Origin of the sequence: Actinomadura bangladeshensis (assembly GCF_004348335.1) — a bacterium.
In the GTDB taxonomy this organism is placed as follows: domain Bacteria; phylum Actinomycetota; class Actinomycetes; order Streptosporangiales; family Streptosporangiaceae; genus Spirillospora; species Spirillospora bangladeshensis.
In genome coordinates this window covers 1-15,187 of the sequence record NZ_SMJW01000197.1, presented here as the reverse complement: position 1 = coordinate 15,187, position 15,187 = coordinate 1, and the positions used below count along the sequence as shown (strand labels likewise).

Below are 15,187 nucleotides of genomic sequence, written 5' to 3'. Positions count from 1 at the left end.
CCCCTGGTCGGGGCGCCCGGCCGACGCGCTCCGCGACGCGTTCGCCGAGGCACCGCTGCCCGCCTGGAACGCCTACGGCTGGATCGCCTTCGAGTTCGCCGCCGCCCGCCCCACCGGCCGGCTCGCGCACCTGGTCGTCCCGCGCACCGAGGTCCGCATCGCCGAGGGCCGCGCGCACATCGGCGGCCCGGACGCCGACCGGGTGGCCGGACTCCTCGCCGAGGCGGCCCCGGTCGCCGGAACGCCCTCGCCCGTCGATGTCCGGGTGGACGGCGACGCCTACCGCGCCAAGGTCGCCGAAGCCGTCGCCGAGATCCACGAGGGCCGCTACCAGAAGGTCATCGTGTCCCGCCGGCTGGACATCCCGCATCCGGTCGACGTCATCGCGACCTACGCGCGCGGACGCGAGGCCAACACCCCCGCCCGCTCGTTCCTGCTCGACCTCGGCGGCCTCCGGGCCACCGGGTTCAGCCCGGAAGTCCTCGCGACGGTGGACGCGGACGGCCGCGTCATGACCCAGCCCCTCGCCGGCACCCGCGCGTTCGGCGCCGGCGCCGAGACCGACGCGCGCAGCCGCCGCGAACTGGAGAACGACCCGAAGGAGGTCTTCGAGCACGCCGTCTCGGTGCGCACGGCCCTGGAGGAGCTGCACCGCGTCTGTGACCCGGGCACCGTCCAGGTCACCGACTTCATGACCGTGAAGGAGCGGGGCAGCGTCCAGCACCTCGGCTCCCGCGCCGTCGGCGTCCTCGCCCCGGACCGCTCCCCCTGGGACGCCCTGGACGCCCTCTTCCCCGGCGTGACCGCGTCCGGCGTCCCGAAGCCGGAGGCGATCGAGGCCATCACCCGCCTCGAGAACCGCCGCGGCCTGTACTCCGGCGCCGTGGTGGCCGCCTCCCACGACGGCTCCCTCGACTCCGCGCTCGTCCTGCGCGCCCTCTACAGCGAGAACGGCCGCGCCTGGCTCCGCGCCGGCGCCGGCATCGTCGGCGCCTCCGCCCCCGCCCGCGAATACGAGGAGACCTGCGAGAAGCTCTCCAGCATCGCCCCCTACGTCGTCCCCCTCGCCTGATTCCACCGCCCGGCGGGCCGTGCGCACGGGTTCCGCGTTCCGGGGGCCGGGTTCAGGCCGCGGCGAGGAAGGCGGTGAGGCCGTCGAGGAGCATGGCGCTGCCCTGCTCGGCCTGGTCGCGCTCCTCGGCGGAGTCGAAGGTCTGGGAGAGGGTGATCTCGGTGCGGTCGCCGTCGGCGGCCAGGGCGAGCGTCATCAGGACGGGCTCGTCGGCGCCGGGGACGTCCATGCCCATCACCAGCCGCTCGTTCGGGACGACCTCGGTGTAGGTGCCGGTCAGCGGGACGCGGACGCCGCCGGGGATGACCATGACCGAGCTCCACGCGCCGCCGGGGCGGACGTCCAGGACGACGTCCTCGGCGCTGGCCCACTTGGCGTAGGCGTCGGCGTTGGTCCAGGCGTCCCAGACCTCGCCGACCGGCGCGTCCAGGGTGCGGGTGATGGCGTAGTCGAAGCCGGTGCTGCCCATGACGTGTCTCCTTCGTCCGATCCCCGCCGGTCGCGGGATCAACTGCGAACGACAATATAGTAATGATTCGTGACGGTCAAGAACCGTGACCAAATCTCCCGGCCCGTTCTCCGGCCGCCGGCACACCTCGGTGACGATCTGCCCGGGTCGTTCTACCAACCGCCTCGGACATTCGCCCGAGGACGGCCCGCCACGGCGGCGCACACCCGTATGGCCGCCGTTCAGGTACCGGGCTCTGGCGGGAAGTCGAAGCCCCAGGCCATCTCCCAGACCCACATGCCCGACCCCAGGTCGGTGGTGAGGAGCATGGTGCCGTCCCGGCTCAGCAGCGCGCGGTGGAGCCGCGTGCGGTGGCCTTCGAGTGTGCGCAGGCAGCGCCCGGAGCGGACGTCCCAGATCTGCAGCAGGCGGTCCGTGCCGGTGACCGCGAACGAGCCGTCGGCGCTGAGGGCGAACGCGTTCGGTGTGCCGGGCACCGCCAGCGTGCGGACGACCTCGCCGGTCGCGGTCTCCCACACCCGCAGCGACTCCCGGTCGGGCGTCGCGGCCAGCCGGCCGTCGCCGCCGAAGGCGACGTCGGTCTCGTCGGAGGTCCGTGCGGCCTGGCCGCGGACGGCGTACCGGAACTCACCGGTGCCCACGTCCCACGCGGCGACGGACAGGCTCTGGGAGACGAACAGGGTGCGGCCGTCCGCGCTGAAGTCCAGCCGCGTGTCCATGGAGACGGGCCCCGGCAGTGTCCACGCGGGACGGTCCGCGCCCGGCCGCCACAGCTGGACCTCGTTCTCGTCGGCGGAGACGGGCGAGCGGTCCGCCTCCGGTCGCGTGGCTCCGAGCGTGGCCGCGTATCGGCCGTCGCGGCTCAACGCCACCGCGCGGACCCTGCCGCCGTGCGCCCGCCACGTGTGCAGGATGCGGCCCGCCGGCAGGTCGCGCAGGCGGAGGGTGCCGGTCACGTCGCCGATCAGGATCCGGTCGCCGGCCGGGTTGACCGCGAAGGCGGTGAGCGCGCCCGTCTCGTCGGTGAACAGGCGCTTGCCGCCGGTCTCCAGGCTCAGCTGCCGGATCGTCCCCGCGGACGTCAGCACCAGCAGCAGCATCCCGTTCACCGCGAACCGGATGTCCCTCGCGCTGCCGCCCTCGCCGGGGTCGAACGTGTGCCACCGCTCCCCTGCGGCGACGTCCCAGACGTCCACTTCGCCGGTCCATCGCCCGGTCGCCGCGACGCGGCCGTCCTCCCGCAGGGCGGCGGTCGGCGGCTGCGTGAACACCTGGTCCGCGTCGTAGAAGTACAGCGGCGACGCGCTGAGCAGGGTGGACCTGCGACCGTGCTCCCCCACCCTCGCCCACGCCGACCGCAGCGCCGGGTGGCGGTCGAAGCCGGGCATCCCCTGGGCGGTCCGCAGCGCCTCCGCCGCGGCCGGATACCGGCCCTGGGCCGCGAGTTCGTCCGCGCGCTCCATCAGCTCGCGGAACACCTCGTCCGCCCGGGTGAGCTCGCCCGCGGCGCGCGGGCGCGCGTAGCACCAGGGCGCCCGGTACTCGCCGGTCGGCACCGGCCGGACCGCGACGCGGCCGCCGGGCAGGCCCAGCACCGCCACCCCGCCGTCGGCGCTGACGCCGAGGGCCTCCACCCAGTGGGCGCCGGGCGGCAGGTCCCGGTCGAGCACGCGCAGGCAGCGCCCCGTCGAGGCGTCCCATGCCTGGACTTCGGTGCCGCTGTCCGCCGAGGTCAGGACGGTGCGCGCCGCCGTGGCGAGGGCCATGGACTCCACGAACCGCCACGCGTGCGGCACCTCGCTGACCACGGCGCCGCGCCGCGCGTCCCACACCGTGAGCGGCCCCTGCGACCAGGCCGCCACGGCGTACCGGGCATCGGGCGACACCGCTCCGGTATCCATCGGGCTGCTGTGGACGGGCCTGCCGTGCAGCGTCCCTCTGGCGGGGCCGATGAGCGTGGCGGCGCAGGTCCCGCCCGGCACGTCCCAGGCGCGGACCGTGCAGTCGTGCTCCCCGCCGAACGAGGCGGACAGGGCCCTGCGGCCGTCCTCGCTCAGCGCCAGCGAGGTGACCGATCCGGTATGGCCTTGGACGGTCGCGACGACCCGTCCCCCGCCGGCCTCCCAGACCCGGATCAGACCGCGCCGGTACCCTGCCGCGACGTAGCGGCCGTCCCCGCTCACCGCCACGACGACGGCCCCGGCATGCTGCGGCGGGCTCGGCAGCCGGCGGCCGCGCCCGAGGTCCCACAGTTCGACGACGCCGCCCCGGACGGCGGCCCCGAGCGCGCCGGCGGCGTCCATCGCGAGGCCGTCGACCCTCTCCCCGCTCCTCGTCAGGGTGCGCCGCGGCCGGCTCCGGCCCGGCTCCCACAGCAGCAGCCTGCCCGCGCGGTCACCGGACAGGACGAGGCCGCCGTCCGCGCTCACCGCGACCGCCGACACGTCCTTGCCCTTGTGACCGTCGAAGTCCGCACGGACCCGGGGCGGGCGGCGCTCCCATTCGGCCAGCGCCTCGGCGGCGTCCGCCGAGGCGGGGTCGGCGGCGACCGCCTCGCGCAGCAGTTCCCCGGCGCGCTCGTCCTCGTGCCGCTCGAGCTGGACGGCGCCGAGGAGGAAGGCGCCGTGTGCGGCCCCGCCGCCCGCGGCGACCGCGGCCTCGAGGTCCGCGACGAGTTCCTCACCGGTCTCCTGCGCCGCCCGCCACCGGTACAGGCCGAAGTTGTAGACCGACGGCAGGTGGTACGGGTCGGTGCCGAGCGCCCGCCGCCACAGCTCCTCGGCCTCCTCGGTCCGGCCGAGGTCGAGGAGCGACAGCGCGTGGTTCGACAGGCCGTCCGACAGCAGCCGCGCAGCCCTGGGCACCGGCCGCCCGTAGGGGACGCCGAGGATCTCGCGGTACAGCTCGGCGAGCGCGGCGGCGAGTTCCCCGAAACCGTCCGGCCGCGCCGCCGGGTCCACGTCGAAGCACTGCCGCAGCAGGGCCGCCACCGCCGGCGGGACCGGCACCCGCGCGCCGCCGCCGCGCAGGAGCGCCTCCATCGCCTCCCCGGCGGCCTGGCCGCGGCGCGCCGGCGGCCGCCCGGCGAACATCTCCAGCACGGTCACCGCCCACGACCACACGTCGGTCGCCGCCGTGAGCCGGACGCCCCGGTCCCCCGCGGCCGCGGCCGCCTGCTCCGGGGAGCAGTAGGCGCGCGTCATCCCGCCGAAGCTGACCGTCGCCGGAAGGCCGGACGGCGGCGCCTCGCCGATCTCGCTCGCGCTTCGCGCCCTGGCCAGGCCGAAATCGGTCACCTTGGCGGTGCCGTCCGGCTCCAGCATCACGTTCGCCGACTTGACGTCCTGGTGGACGAGCCCGGCCTCGTGCGCGTGCGCGAGCCCCCACGCCGTCTGCACGGCGATGTCGAGGATGCGCGCGAGCACCGCCTCGGGCCCGCCCTCGTAGAGCTGCCCGCCGTCGACCGCCTGGGCCAGGCTGCCGCCGTCGACCCACTCGGCGAACACCCGGGGCAGATCGTCGATCGTGCGGACGTAGGCGCATCCGACCGTGTGCGGATGCAGCCCGAGGTCCACCCAAGTGCCGGCCTCGGCCTCGAACAGGCGCCGGTCCTCCGGATTCCGGACGTACATCGGACGCGGCGTCTTCACGGCCATGTCCACCTGCCAGCCGCGGTGACGCACCCGGTGCACCACGCCCATGCCGCCGCTGTGCACCACGCCGAGCACCTCGTACAGGCCCAGCACGACCTCACCGGGCGCCCACTCCTGCCCCGCCACCACGGCCTCAGCCGCCGGGTCGCGACGGACGGGCGCCGGCCGGAGCGATCACTGTGAGAAGCGATTCGGCTCGGTGAGCACGCGGGCGGCGTGATCGAGGTCGGCAATCCCGGCGGTCAACTTCAGCACCAGACACCCGGCGTGCACCCGCTCCGGGACGTCGATCAGTTCGCGCGGCAGCGTCGTCATCGGCTCTCTCAACTCGCGAAACGTCCGGTCAAGTATGCCGCTTCACGCAAGCCGTCCGGGGCGGCCCGTCCGGCCGGACGTCACAAAGTGCCGCGTAGGTAATGGCGGTACTGGGACGCGAGGGCGTCGGTGGCGAGCGGGGGCCACTGGGTGAGGGCGCCGGTGTGGCGGTCGACGACGAGGACTCCGTCGAACGCCTCCTCGGCGGAACGGGCGATGAAGCCCTCGTCGAAGGCTTCGATGGACAGCGGGACGGGGCGGGACGCCGTCCGGGCGTACCAGGCGTCGGCGCGGCGCCAGGCTTCCGCGCGGTCGACCGGGTCGCTCTGCAGGCCGTAGGCGGCGAGGGCGTCGGAGATCGCGCGGAGCGTCTGGCAGTGGCCGACCCCGCAGGCCGCGCAGACGAGCCGCTCCCGCCGGTCGCGCCCGGGCCGGTGGACGGTGAGGACGGTGGTCAGCGCCGCGGACGTCGCCAGCGTCAGCATGCGGGCGGTGCGCAGGAACGCCGCGCTGTGCGGGTCGAGGGCGGCGTTCGCGCGGGCGAGCCGGTCCAGGGCGTGCGGGTCGGCCCGCATGGCGGCGGTCATCGCGGACCGGAATTGCGCGGTGGTCCATTCCCGCAGGTCGTGGCCGCTCATGCCGCCTCGCCCAGGGACGCGCCGAAGACGGCGGCGACGGTGCGGGACCGGTCGTTGCCGAACCAGCCCCAGCCGGCGGCCATGAGGGACACGGTCCGCAGCCCGCGCCCGGACTCGGCGTCGTCGGCGGCGTCGGTCACCACGGGCTCGGACGGGGCGCCCTCGTCGGTGACGGCGACGGCCACGGCGCCGTCCCAGCGGGTGATCTCGACGGTGAAGGTCCCGCCGGGCTGGCCCGACTTGGTGTGCCGCAGGGCGTTCACCACGAGTTCGTCCACCGCGAGGAGCACATCGTCCAGCAGCGGGCAGCCGTCCAGGAGCATCGCGGTGAATCGGCGGGCGGCCCGGGCCTGGACGGGTTCGCCCGGGAAGGCGCGGCGCCAGCGAAGCGCGCTCGCGGGGACGGACGTGGCGGGTATCGGGTACGGCATGGGGTTCCTCAACGCGTTGTGGCCGGTTCGTCATCGTGCGTGTTCATAGTCACACCACGCACTGGCGAAGGCGCAGGAAATCCCACCTCAGCCCGCTGATTCGCACGCCCACGCGCGGAGCGCCGACCGTTCCGAACGTGTGCGGCGCGCACACTCAGAACCCGAACGTTCATCGGATCCCCGCAACAGCAATGGTGAGGATGCCCAATAGCACGTTCGGCTGCCCGTCGAAAACAGGCTTCGAGCATGAGCGGCGCCGTCGAATAGTCCGGGAAGCCGATGTCTCATGTATGCATGAGCGATCACGAAGCCCGAGCCGGAACCCCGCATGTGAGTCATCGAGACCACACCGACGGTGCCGATCATGAGGCCGCAGCATCGGAACCGCGGATGCGTTACGCCTTCCCCACAATGGTCCAACTGCTTCCTGCTACCCTCGAAATCATCGACGGTGGCCTGAGCACACACGCGCTTATCGGAGAGGCGGCTCAGTCGCTCCTCCGCGCGGCCGCTTCCGTGGCCGTCCTGGCATTCGTCGCCGTCATACTCTTGCAGCAGGGGTGGCTCCCGGGCAACACACGACGACGGCAGTGGATCGGCAGATGCCACAAGCTCGGGACCACGGCTCTCGCCCTGTGGTTCGTGCTCTGCACGTTCGATGAGATCTATTGATCTCCGGCTTCTGGGGAGAGGCGGATGAGCGGCGAGACGCCAGGCTGGTGGATCGGATTCTGGGACTACCTGGAGGAGGACGAGCGGCAAGCCCTCCTCTTGCTCGGCCGTAAGAGGACTTTCGATGCCGACTCGGTGCTCCTTCACGAGGACGAGCCGTCCAGCCACGTCCTCATTCTGCTCCAGGGCTGGGTGAAGATAGCCTGCAATGACTCGGAAGGTCGTGAGGTGATACTCGCGATCCGAGGGCCAGGCGACATTCTGGGCGAGATGGAGGTAATGCTCGCCGACCCCCGCCGTTCCGCCATGGTGAAGACCCTGATGAACCGGTTGCAGGCGCTCGTCGTACCGGCGACCGCGTTCACAAGATTTCTGGACGATCACCCCAACGCGTGGCGCGCACTGTACTTGGTCCTTGCCTACCGGCTGCGTGAGGCAAATAGAAACGCGCGGGAGTTCGGCCGGATCGGTGTGCGGCAGGCACTCGCCCGGCTGCTACTCGACCTGGCGACTCGGCACGGCGAGAGGTCGACCGACGGACTCATCACCGTCCGGCTGCTGTCGCAGGATGAGATATCGGCGTGCATCTGGGCTTCTCGGGACGCCGTCGCCCACGAACTCGTGCAGTTGCGCAACCGGAACGTGCTCCGTACCGGGCGGCGCAGCTTCACGATCATCGACATGCGCGAGATCCGGAGGATCGCTCAGGCTGGTGATTTCTGACAGTATCTGTGGACTTTCCGATCAGAGCCGGCCGCACTGCTGGAGCCAGTCGAAGATGATTTGGTCCACCGGGGACGATCGCCACCGGTCCGCATAGTCCAGCCATACGACCTCGGCGATCTCCGAATCCGCCTTGATCTCGCCGTCGTAGGGGCATTCATAGCACCTCATGATCACCGAGATCCCTTCGGGGTGGGAGTCGGCCTGAGCCTCGAAAATGCCCAGGAAATTCGCCTCGTCGACCTGCAGGTCGACGCTCAGTTCTTCGCGAATCTCTCGCGCCAGCGTTTCCAGGTCGCTCTCGTCACCCTCCCGCTTCCCGCCGGGAATGTAATAGCGCGTCTTTCCCTGCGACCGAGTACTGAGAATCCGGCGATTCTCGGTATGGATCCACGCAACCTTGTCGATAGTGCGCGATACGGTCATATCATCTGCCCTTCGTATTCTGGGCGTTCTCGGCGGACGGCGCAATGGCCGCTGTGCCATACTGCCGCACGGACGTGCCTCGCGCCAGCTCAACGGCAATTCTGCCGAGTTCGTATATCCGCTGGAGCGTGGTGGCGTCCGCATGATAGTGAAGGCTGGACAGCCACGCCGCATAGGGCCGGTCGAATTCGTCCAACCCGGCCACCGCCCGTCCAAGGTCGTATAGGCTGAGGTCCTCGTTCTGCGACAGTTGCCGCCACCAGTCGGCTCTACCCCGCAAGTGGACGTCCGGGCTGAAGGCACGGAGGCCGCCGTCGTAGACCGCGCACTTCTCGAAGAGACTGCCACCTTCCGCCAGCCTGGCCAGCTCGAATTCGGGCGTCGGCCGGTACCCGGAGCGCAGGAAGTCATAGTGGTCCTGCGGAATTCCGGGGAACGGCTCAGCGGGCAGGCCGAAGGCGGCCTCCAGGGCGACAATGGTCGCCGTACCGGCACCATCGCGCTGAAGTTCGGCCAGTGAGCGCCGCATCGCCTCGAGGCCAGGGGCGGCGGCGACGGACACGACCAGTACGTGCCGCGGCGCATCCCGCCCCGCGTACCAGCCGCGCGCCGCCTCAAGGGCGACCCGGGCGGTGCCGCCGGTGGCCACGATGTCGCCGAGGGCGAGGAATCCGTGCGCGGCCTCCCAGCGCTCGTAACACACGGTGGTCGCGCCGCCCTGGCCGCGGTCAGTCCCGATGAAGCTCACGGTCGGGGGCCTTCCGGGAGTCCCGAGGACCTCGGTCAGCGCGAAGGTCAGCCCGCCGCGCAGGATGACGAGGACGTCCGCCGGCGAATCGGTCATCGCGGTGGCCAGCCGTGCGTCCGCGCTCGCCGCGATGGCGACGGCCTGGGACACGGCGGTGGCGAGCAGATCGCGGTACGGGCCGCCGACGAGGGCGGGGCTCGTCAGGAGCCTCCTGGACGCCTCCGTCGAGACGACCAGTGTCCGCACCGGCCCCGCGTCGCGACCACGGCCGTAGCAGGTCGCCGTTTCGTTGACCGCAAGCCGCTCCAGAACGCTCATTTGGCCTCCGTGTCGGTCACGCGGGACATCAGGATTTCTCGGCGGGCCGGCGGCGTCCGGTTCCCCGCAGGCGGGCCAGTTCCGCTTCGACGAGATAGGAGGACTCCACTCCGTCAACGGTTTTGCCGGGGGCCGGGACGGGGTCGTCGTTGGTCACTAGGCCGATCAGGACCGGTCGCTGCGTGCCGGCTCGGCCCGTGATGGCGGAGGTAGTGGCCTCGAGGTCGCAGCAGACTTCGGCTCGCAGATGGAAGGCGCTGAAGAGCGTCTCCCATTCGAGCGGGCAGTCACGGCTGGGCATACCGCCGGACGATTCGTAGATGCGGTTGTCGACTATCGCGACTTGGAGATTGCCGAGTTCGGGCAGCCGGCAGCCGAGGGTGGGCAGCACCGACAAATTCATCAGGATGCCGCCATCGGTCTCGAACGCGTAGACATCGATGTCGCGCGCTGCCATGGCGATCCCGAGGGCGAGGGCACAGACATCCCCCATGCTGTCGACGAACAGGGTGCCCGCCGGCCGGAGCTGAAAGAGGGTCTCTCCCGTCCTGCCCGGCGCCGCGACGACCACCGACCTGTCGCTCGCCTGAGCGAGGACGGCTCCGATGAATTCCGGGCTGTCCATCAGTTCGCCGCGAGGACTGAGCGTTCGGCGACCAGAGCGACCGAGCACTGACCGGTCCGTAACATCGCGTAGGCGTTCCTCAGGGCGTCCGCGAGGTGGGTGTCCCGCGTTATGTACTCGGTTCTGATGCGCAGCATCTCCAGGAGCGGCGGCATCGTTTCGGAGTGCGCGAGACCCCACCAGTTCGGCTCGCCGAATCCGCCGCGATGCGAGATGAGCATCGCCACGTGGAGCCGGTGGGACAGGACAAAACGTGAGAGAGTCTCACAGGCTCGCCGCAACCCCGAGTTCTCCATGAGGACGAGAGTCCGCGTACCGGCCAGGGTCGCCCCGGCCGCCACCCCTATCGCGGTGGCTTCGTCGCAGCACTGGAGGTAGGGAATCTCACCTCGGTCGGCGGTCAGCGCACACAGCGGATGGAGAAGTGAGTCGGGCAGCGCGATCGCGAGTTCGACCTCGGCCGAAAGCAGCGCCTGATAGAGGACCTCCGCGCTCATGGGGCAGAGTGCCCGGCGAGGACTCCCACACCGTGGCTCGTGGTCGTCATGGCCGTGATCGCGGTAGGCCCCCGGTGGGACATGCACAGGTGCTGGGCGTTCAGCCTTGCCCAGGCCCCTTCGGCGTCCGCTCCGCGGAACAGAGTGCCGGCGATGAGCTCGGTCAGCGTCTCCTGGAGTTGGAAACGACGGGCCAGGCAGTCGACCATGCGCGGAATCTTTCCGATCCCGATGATCCGCGTTCCGGGCCGGTAGGCGACGGTGGCGGTGCCAAAGAACGGTAGGAAATGGTGAGCACACATGGAGACGAACGGGATGTCACCGACTTGGACGAGCCCGTGTACTTCGCCGGCCTCAAGGTCCCGGACCGGTTTGAGCAGTGTCAGCGGATCGGTCCGGGCGCCGCTGAGAAGGTCCTGATAGGCTCGGGAGATTCGTTCCGGATTCTCTTTGATCCCGTCGGCCAGCGCCCTGTAGTCTTCGGACTCGCTGCCGAATACCTCACCGAACCAGGACAGCAACATGTGGTCCATTACTCGCCCTGTTCCCCGGTTTCCAGTAGCTCCACGATGATGTTGCGGTAGCGGGCGGTTCCGCTGTTGAGCAAGGAGTGCGGCTGGCCCGCCGGGTGGTTGAAGGACTCTCCCACGTGGTCGGTGCGGGGGTCCCGCGAACCGTCGGCATAGCGGGTCTCAGTGCTTCCGCCCGAGATCACCACGTAGACGTAGTCGCAGGCATGCTGATGGACGGGCGTCTCCTCCCCGGGCGCGAGTTCAAGGGTCCACACGCGCACGCGGGAATCCTCATAGACCAGGTGGCTGCCTACTGCTGCCGAGATGTTGGACATATGACTTCACCTTGCCGCCGGAGTTCCCCACTCGCCGCTCAGTATCACAGCATGCCGGCGCGTTGGATAGGCGTAGAGCCGCATGGGGCCACGGATACCGGTGACCGGTTATGGCGCTGAACCGCCCTTGACACGGCGCGGTCGATCTTATTTAAGCGTCACGTCGGGATCCTCGGTGGTCGCTCACCTGGGACATGGCGCCCAGCGCCCCGCCCAGTCCGCGGAGAGCAGGGTCGTACCAGGCGCCGGCGAGTTCCCGCATGACCTGATCGAGATCTTCGCGCCTTCGCACGGCTGGATGAAAGAAGCACAGGTTGTTCTCGGTGTACTCCCCCACGACGTAGAGGAGCGGGCGGCCGAACAGCAGATTGGCGCTGAGTGCCACACCGAACTCCGTCGAACTGCCGCCGCCGACGACCGGGCTGGTCAGAAATACGAAAACGTCGCTCTCACGTACCGCGTCCACATCCCGGACGGCGTACTTTGATATGAGCTCCCGGTTCCGCCGGTAGGGCTTGGCGGCATCGTGGACCGTCCAGTCTTCGGTTATCACGTGGCCCTGCCCCATCAGCGATTCGTATGCGTTCCGAACCCTCTCGCGTTCTTCGAAGCGAGCCGCGACATATATCTTCATGATTCCCCGTAGGACTTCTCGTTGTGCGGCTGCAGCGCCGATGATCAGTCAGGTGAGCTGGTGGGCCAGCTCTACGAGCCCGGTGAACGCCGCGTTGCCGGCAACGCCGAGGACGACGGCTCGAAGGTATTCGAGTGACGCCTGAGCTCGTCCGGGGGTCACGTCCGCCCCGTTCAGGTGGGCCTCGACGGTGGCCAGCTCCTGCGCCACCCGCTCGCCTTCTCCGCTTTCCCTCGCGACCTCGTCGACATTGGCCCGCAGCTGTTCGGTGAAGTCTCGGACTCGCTCAGCCTGGATGTCGACACGCCCGATGTTGGAGTCGCGTCCGCTGAGGACGAAGCTCGACCCGCTAACGTTGCCGTGGAACACGATGGCCGGCGGCCGGTCGTCATCCGGTGTGGTGCGCTCGCTCATCTCAGTGTCTCCAATTCTCTGGGCGCGCTGTTCAGCTTTTTCCAGCCGGTTGAGGGCCATTGCCAGGTCGATGTTCGGGTCAGCACGAGAGGTATTAGCGGCTGTACCGTAGAAGGAGCGGCGCAGGATCCCCAGGGTCGCCGAACGGCGCGCCGGCAGGGAAGCGGCCACGGGTGCCACAGCGCAACGCCGAAGGAGCATGCTCGTCCGGCCGACGAACTCCGCGTGCAGCGGAGCATGTTTTGCCTCGAAGAGTCGGTACCACCAGCGCAGCGTCTCGCGGGAAAACGGAACGTTCATGTTAAGGATCCTCGCCAGTGCACCGAGCACCGGTACATCGGAGCCGGGGAATCCACCGGTGCAGCTCGCCTCAAAGAGCGATAAACCGTCGATGCCAGTGAGAATTACGCCCGTACCGGCGGAGACATAGTCATGCAGGTAGTGGGCCGACATGACTTTGGTCAGATGTTGTTGCGCCGAGTATCCCACCTGCCCGATGGTCCGCAGTTCGTCGAACAGCGGCGCCGTCATCGCCCGGTTTCCTCGATTCTTCAGTATCCGCTCGATCCTCCGTTGGACACGAGGCGAATCCAGCACCTTGGATCGGGGTATCAAGCCGGTGGGCGTTCCGTGAAGGTGATCGAGGGTTCCCTGCTGGAGGGCCCCGCTGGTATCCGACAGTTTTACCCTGACGTCGGGGGTATAGGAGGGCTGAGCCGCCGCAGAGAAGTACATCGGATAGCGTGCGCTGGTATGGGAGTAAAGTTCATGTCTGGAGTGAATGAACTCTTCCGTTGATTCACAGCTCGAGTAGGCGTGAAACCATCCGGTTTCAGCGGCGACGCGGATGAGTCCCGCCAGCGGTCCGCGGCGGACCAACGGGCTCTCCCATAAGGCAGATAACGAGCAGTAGAAGGGCCCCCCTCGGAACACCACGGCGGCAGCGAAGGCCGACGCCAAGTTCCCGGTCCCCGGAAACCGTGCAACGGAGTTGACTAGCTGACTGTCCAAAAAATGGAGATATACAGGTTCGTATCCGGTTGAATGGCCGCCCGCGCCATTGGATTCCATCAGAGCTCCCGAATACCTGGTCAGGGATGCCGGATCGCGCTCGTCCCATGCTCCCTTCGCAGGCCCGACCGCGAACGGAGATCAAGCCTGGCCGCGCCGCCACTTCCGCTGAGCGAAATACAAGTACTCATCGCCCCACCTCAACGACCGGTCACAGGATCCAGTGCGGTCGACTTCAGGCGAGCATAACGCACCACACCACCGGTGGCGGGGTTCCAGAGCAGCTGCGCATTCCGGCCGTACGAATGATCAAGGCGCCAGCGCAAAAAGGGCTCAGTGGAGCCGGAAGATGGGTTGAAAGGGGTCAATACCGTGATCAGAACTGACACTTGAGCCTCCTCGCGACACTCCCGAAGGAGACGAAGGGACTCGTCCCCATACCCGACGTGGATCGCGACGCGCTGGGCAAGTACGCGATCGACCGGTGCGCGATCGAGCATGACCCGATGCCCAAGCGGTCGGACGGCAGGCTGCCGCCACACGTGCTGGTGTATTGCGTGTCGGGTCCGCCGTGGTCGCCACGGACCCGTCGATCCGGAGCAGGCCGAATCCGGACCCGACGTTGACACGGTCTTCAGCGAGTGCCGCCCCGCCCACGGCCGTCCCGGGCCGGGCACACGTCGCGCGGCTGAGAAACCAGCGGCGAGGCTCCCCCGGATGCGTGACACTTGATCGAGCGGGAGGCCGGTGCAGTCCGGAGCGCCGCCGAGGAGTCGTGTCCGGGAGACGATGATGCAGGAGCTAGTGGCTGAGGACGCCGAGGGCGATGCGAATGCCCGGCAGATCGACGCGGGGTGCGGCCGTGCCCGAGCGTGAGCTTTATGTCTCGGTGGACGTGGAGGCCGATGGGCCGATACCGGGGCCGTATTCCATGCTGAGCTTCGGCATGGCCGCGTGCGGCACCTTCGACGGGCGGGTGTTCGCGCCGGACGACCCGGCCGAGTCCACGTTCTACGCCGAACTGAAGCCGATCAGCGACGCCTACGTCCCCGAGTCGCTCGCCGTCAGCGGCCTGGACCGTGACCGCCTCGCCGCCGAGGGCCGTGATCCGGCGGAGGCGATGAACGCGGCCGCCGCCTGGGTCGCCGGGGTGACCGCGGCAGCGGGCGCCTCGCCGGTGCTGGTGGCCTACCCGCTCGGCTTCGACTGGATGTTCCTGTACTGGTACTGGACGCGGTTCGCCGATGCCGGATCCCCGTTCGGCCACTCCCGGCACCTGGATCTCAAGAGCCTGTACGCGGCCAAGGCCGGCGCGATGGTCACCCGCTCGACCAAACGGCAGATGCCCGCCGAACTGCTGTCCGACCGGCCGCACACCCACAACGCGCTGGACGACGCGATCGAGCAGGCCGAACTCTTCCACAACCTCTTCCGCTGGACCGGCCCCAGCAGCCGTGCGGACGCCTCATCGGCGGAGTGAAGATTCTCGCCGGCCCACTTCCTCGCTCAGCCCGCGGATGCGTCGCTGACCTTCGCAGCCGAGGAACCACGGCCGGACGAGTCCGGAGGGCCGATCGGTGCGGCTGCGGTCGGCGAGCTCCCGCCCGAACCCGACGCCGAACAGTCCGACAGCGACCAGGAAGAGGAAGCCGAAGAACCGGATCCACCGGCCGAAGCAGAGGCCGCCGAAGACC

19 protein-coding genes are annotated in these 15,187 nt (G+C 69.6%); 4 read left to right on the top strand and 15 right to left on the bottom strand.

The window, feature by feature from the left end:
- Positions 1–1,072, top strand: a 1,072-nt coding sequence (locus E1284_RS29655; RefSeq protein WP_131943461.1) for a salicylate synthase, incomplete at its 5' end; no start/stop codon positions are given.
- Positions 1,073–1,124: 52 nt separating this feature from the next.
- Here E1284_RS29655 and E1284_RS29650 read toward each other — a convergent pair.
- The 5 genes from E1284_RS29650 to E1284_RS29635 form a co-directional block, all read right to left on the bottom strand.
- The gene (locus E1284_RS29650) at positions 1,125–1,541 is read right to left on the bottom strand and encodes an SRPBCC family protein (RefSeq protein WP_131943460.1); all 417 of its coding nucleotides are present in this window, start codon (positions 1,539–1,541) and stop codon (positions 1,125–1,127) included.
- A gap of 221 nt (positions 1,542–1,762) precedes the next feature.
- Complete coding sequence (locus E1284_RS29645) at positions 1,763–5,320, bottom strand: serine/threonine-protein kinase (protein WP_131943459.1); 3,558 nt, start codon at positions 5,318–5,320, stop codon at positions 1,763–1,765.
- Between the two features lie 48 nt (positions 5,321–5,368).
- On the bottom strand, positions 5,369–5,509 hold the full coding sequence (locus E1284_RS41880) for a hypothetical protein (protein ID WP_165965475.1): 141 nt from the start codon (positions 5,507–5,509) through the stop codon (positions 5,369–5,371).
- Between the two features lie 80 nt (positions 5,510–5,589).
- Positions 5,590–6,147: a hypothetical protein gene (locus tag E1284_RS29640; RefSeq protein ID WP_131943458.1), complete on the bottom strand. Its 558-nt coding sequence runs from the start codon at positions 6,145–6,147 to the stop codon at positions 5,590–5,592.
- Complete coding sequence (locus E1284_RS29635) at positions 6,144–6,578, bottom strand: ATP-binding protein (RefSeq protein ID WP_131943457.1); 435 nt, start codon at positions 6,576–6,578, stop codon at positions 6,144–6,146. Before E1284_RS29635 ends, E1284_RS29640 begins: the two co-directional genes overlap by 4 nt.
- A gap of 294 nt (positions 6,579–6,872) precedes the next feature.
- Between E1284_RS29635 and E1284_RS29630 the strand changes: the two genes are divergently transcribed.
- Positions 6,873–7,250, top strand: coding sequence for a hypothetical protein (locus E1284_RS29630; RefSeq protein ID WP_131943456.1), 378 nt, complete (start codon positions 6,873–6,875; stop codon positions 7,248–7,250).
- A gap of 24 nt (positions 7,251–7,274) precedes the next feature.
- Entirely contained in the window at positions 7,275–7,973 is a 699-nt protein-coding gene (locus tag E1284_RS29625; RefSeq protein ID WP_131943455.1) for a Crp/Fnr family transcriptional regulator, read from the top strand.
- Positions 7,974–7,994: 21 nt separating this feature from the next.
- On the opposite strand, the gene E1284_RS29620 is transcribed toward E1284_RS29625, so the two are convergent.
- The 9 genes from E1284_RS29620 to E1284_RS29580 form a co-directional block, all read right to left on the bottom strand.
- Positions 7,995–8,399, bottom strand: a complete 405-nt coding sequence (locus tag E1284_RS29620) for an NUDIX hydrolase (protein ID WP_131943454.1) — start codon at positions 8,397–8,399, stop codon at positions 7,995–7,997.
- A 1-nt stretch (position 8,400) separates the two neighbouring features.
- The gene (locus tag E1284_RS29615) at positions 8,401–9,465 is read right to left on the bottom strand and encodes a phosphoribosyltransferase (RefSeq protein ID WP_131943453.1); all 1,065 of its coding nucleotides are present in this window, start codon (positions 9,463–9,465) and stop codon (positions 8,401–8,403) included.
- Positions 9,466–9,493: 28 nt separating this feature from the next.
- Complete coding sequence (locus E1284_RS29610; protein WP_131943452.1) at positions 9,494–10,090, bottom strand: thiamine pyrophosphate-dependent enzyme; 597 nt, start codon at positions 10,088–10,090, stop codon at positions 9,494–9,496.
- Positions 10,090–10,587, bottom strand: coding sequence for a hypothetical protein (locus E1284_RS29605; protein ID WP_131943451.1), 498 nt, complete (start codon positions 10,585–10,587; stop codon positions 10,090–10,092). The genes E1284_RS29610 and E1284_RS29605 overlap by 1 nt, the downstream gene beginning before the upstream one ends.
- Positions 10,584–11,111: a GTP cyclohydrolase I gene (folE, locus tag E1284_RS29600; RefSeq protein ID WP_165965474.1), complete on the bottom strand. Its 528-nt coding sequence runs from the start codon at positions 11,109–11,111 to the stop codon at positions 10,584–10,586. Before folE ends, E1284_RS29605 begins: the two co-directional genes overlap by 4 nt.
- A gap of 8 nt (positions 11,112–11,119) precedes the next feature.
- Positions 11,120–11,434, bottom strand: coding sequence for a cupin domain-containing protein (locus E1284_RS29595; protein WP_131943449.1), 315 nt, complete (start codon positions 11,432–11,434; stop codon positions 11,120–11,122).
- A 151-nt stretch (positions 11,435–11,585) separates the two neighbouring features.
- Positions 11,586–12,068 carry a hypothetical protein gene (locus E1284_RS29590; RefSeq protein WP_131943448.1) on the bottom strand — a complete coding sequence of 161 codons (483 nt, stop codon included), beginning with the start codon at positions 12,066–12,068 and terminating at the stop codon, positions 11,586–11,588.
- A gap of 48 nt (positions 12,069–12,116) precedes the next feature.
- Positions 12,117–13,013, bottom strand: a complete 897-nt coding sequence (locus tag E1284_RS29585; protein WP_131943447.1) for a hypothetical protein — start codon at positions 13,011–13,013, stop codon at positions 12,117–12,119.
- 680 nt (positions 13,014–13,693) lie between these two features.
- Positions 13,694–13,882 (bottom strand): hypothetical protein, encoded by a 189-nt coding sequence (locus tag E1284_RS29580; RefSeq protein ID WP_131943446.1) that lies wholly within the window; start codon positions 13,880–13,882, stop codon positions 13,694–13,696.
- Positions 13,883–14,355: 473 nt separating this feature from the next.
- Between E1284_RS29580 and E1284_RS29575 the strand changes: the two genes are divergently transcribed.
- On the top strand, positions 14,356–14,973 hold the full coding sequence (locus tag E1284_RS29575; protein WP_243714823.1) for a 3'-5' exonuclease family protein: 618 nt from the start codon (positions 14,356–14,358) through the stop codon (positions 14,971–14,973).
- Here E1284_RS29575 and E1284_RS42665 read toward each other — a convergent pair.
- Positions 14,959–15,187: hypothetical protein (locus E1284_RS42665; protein WP_207924022.1), on the bottom strand; the 229-nt coding region annotated here is incomplete at its 5' end. The genes E1284_RS29575 and E1284_RS42665 overlap by 15 nt on opposite strands.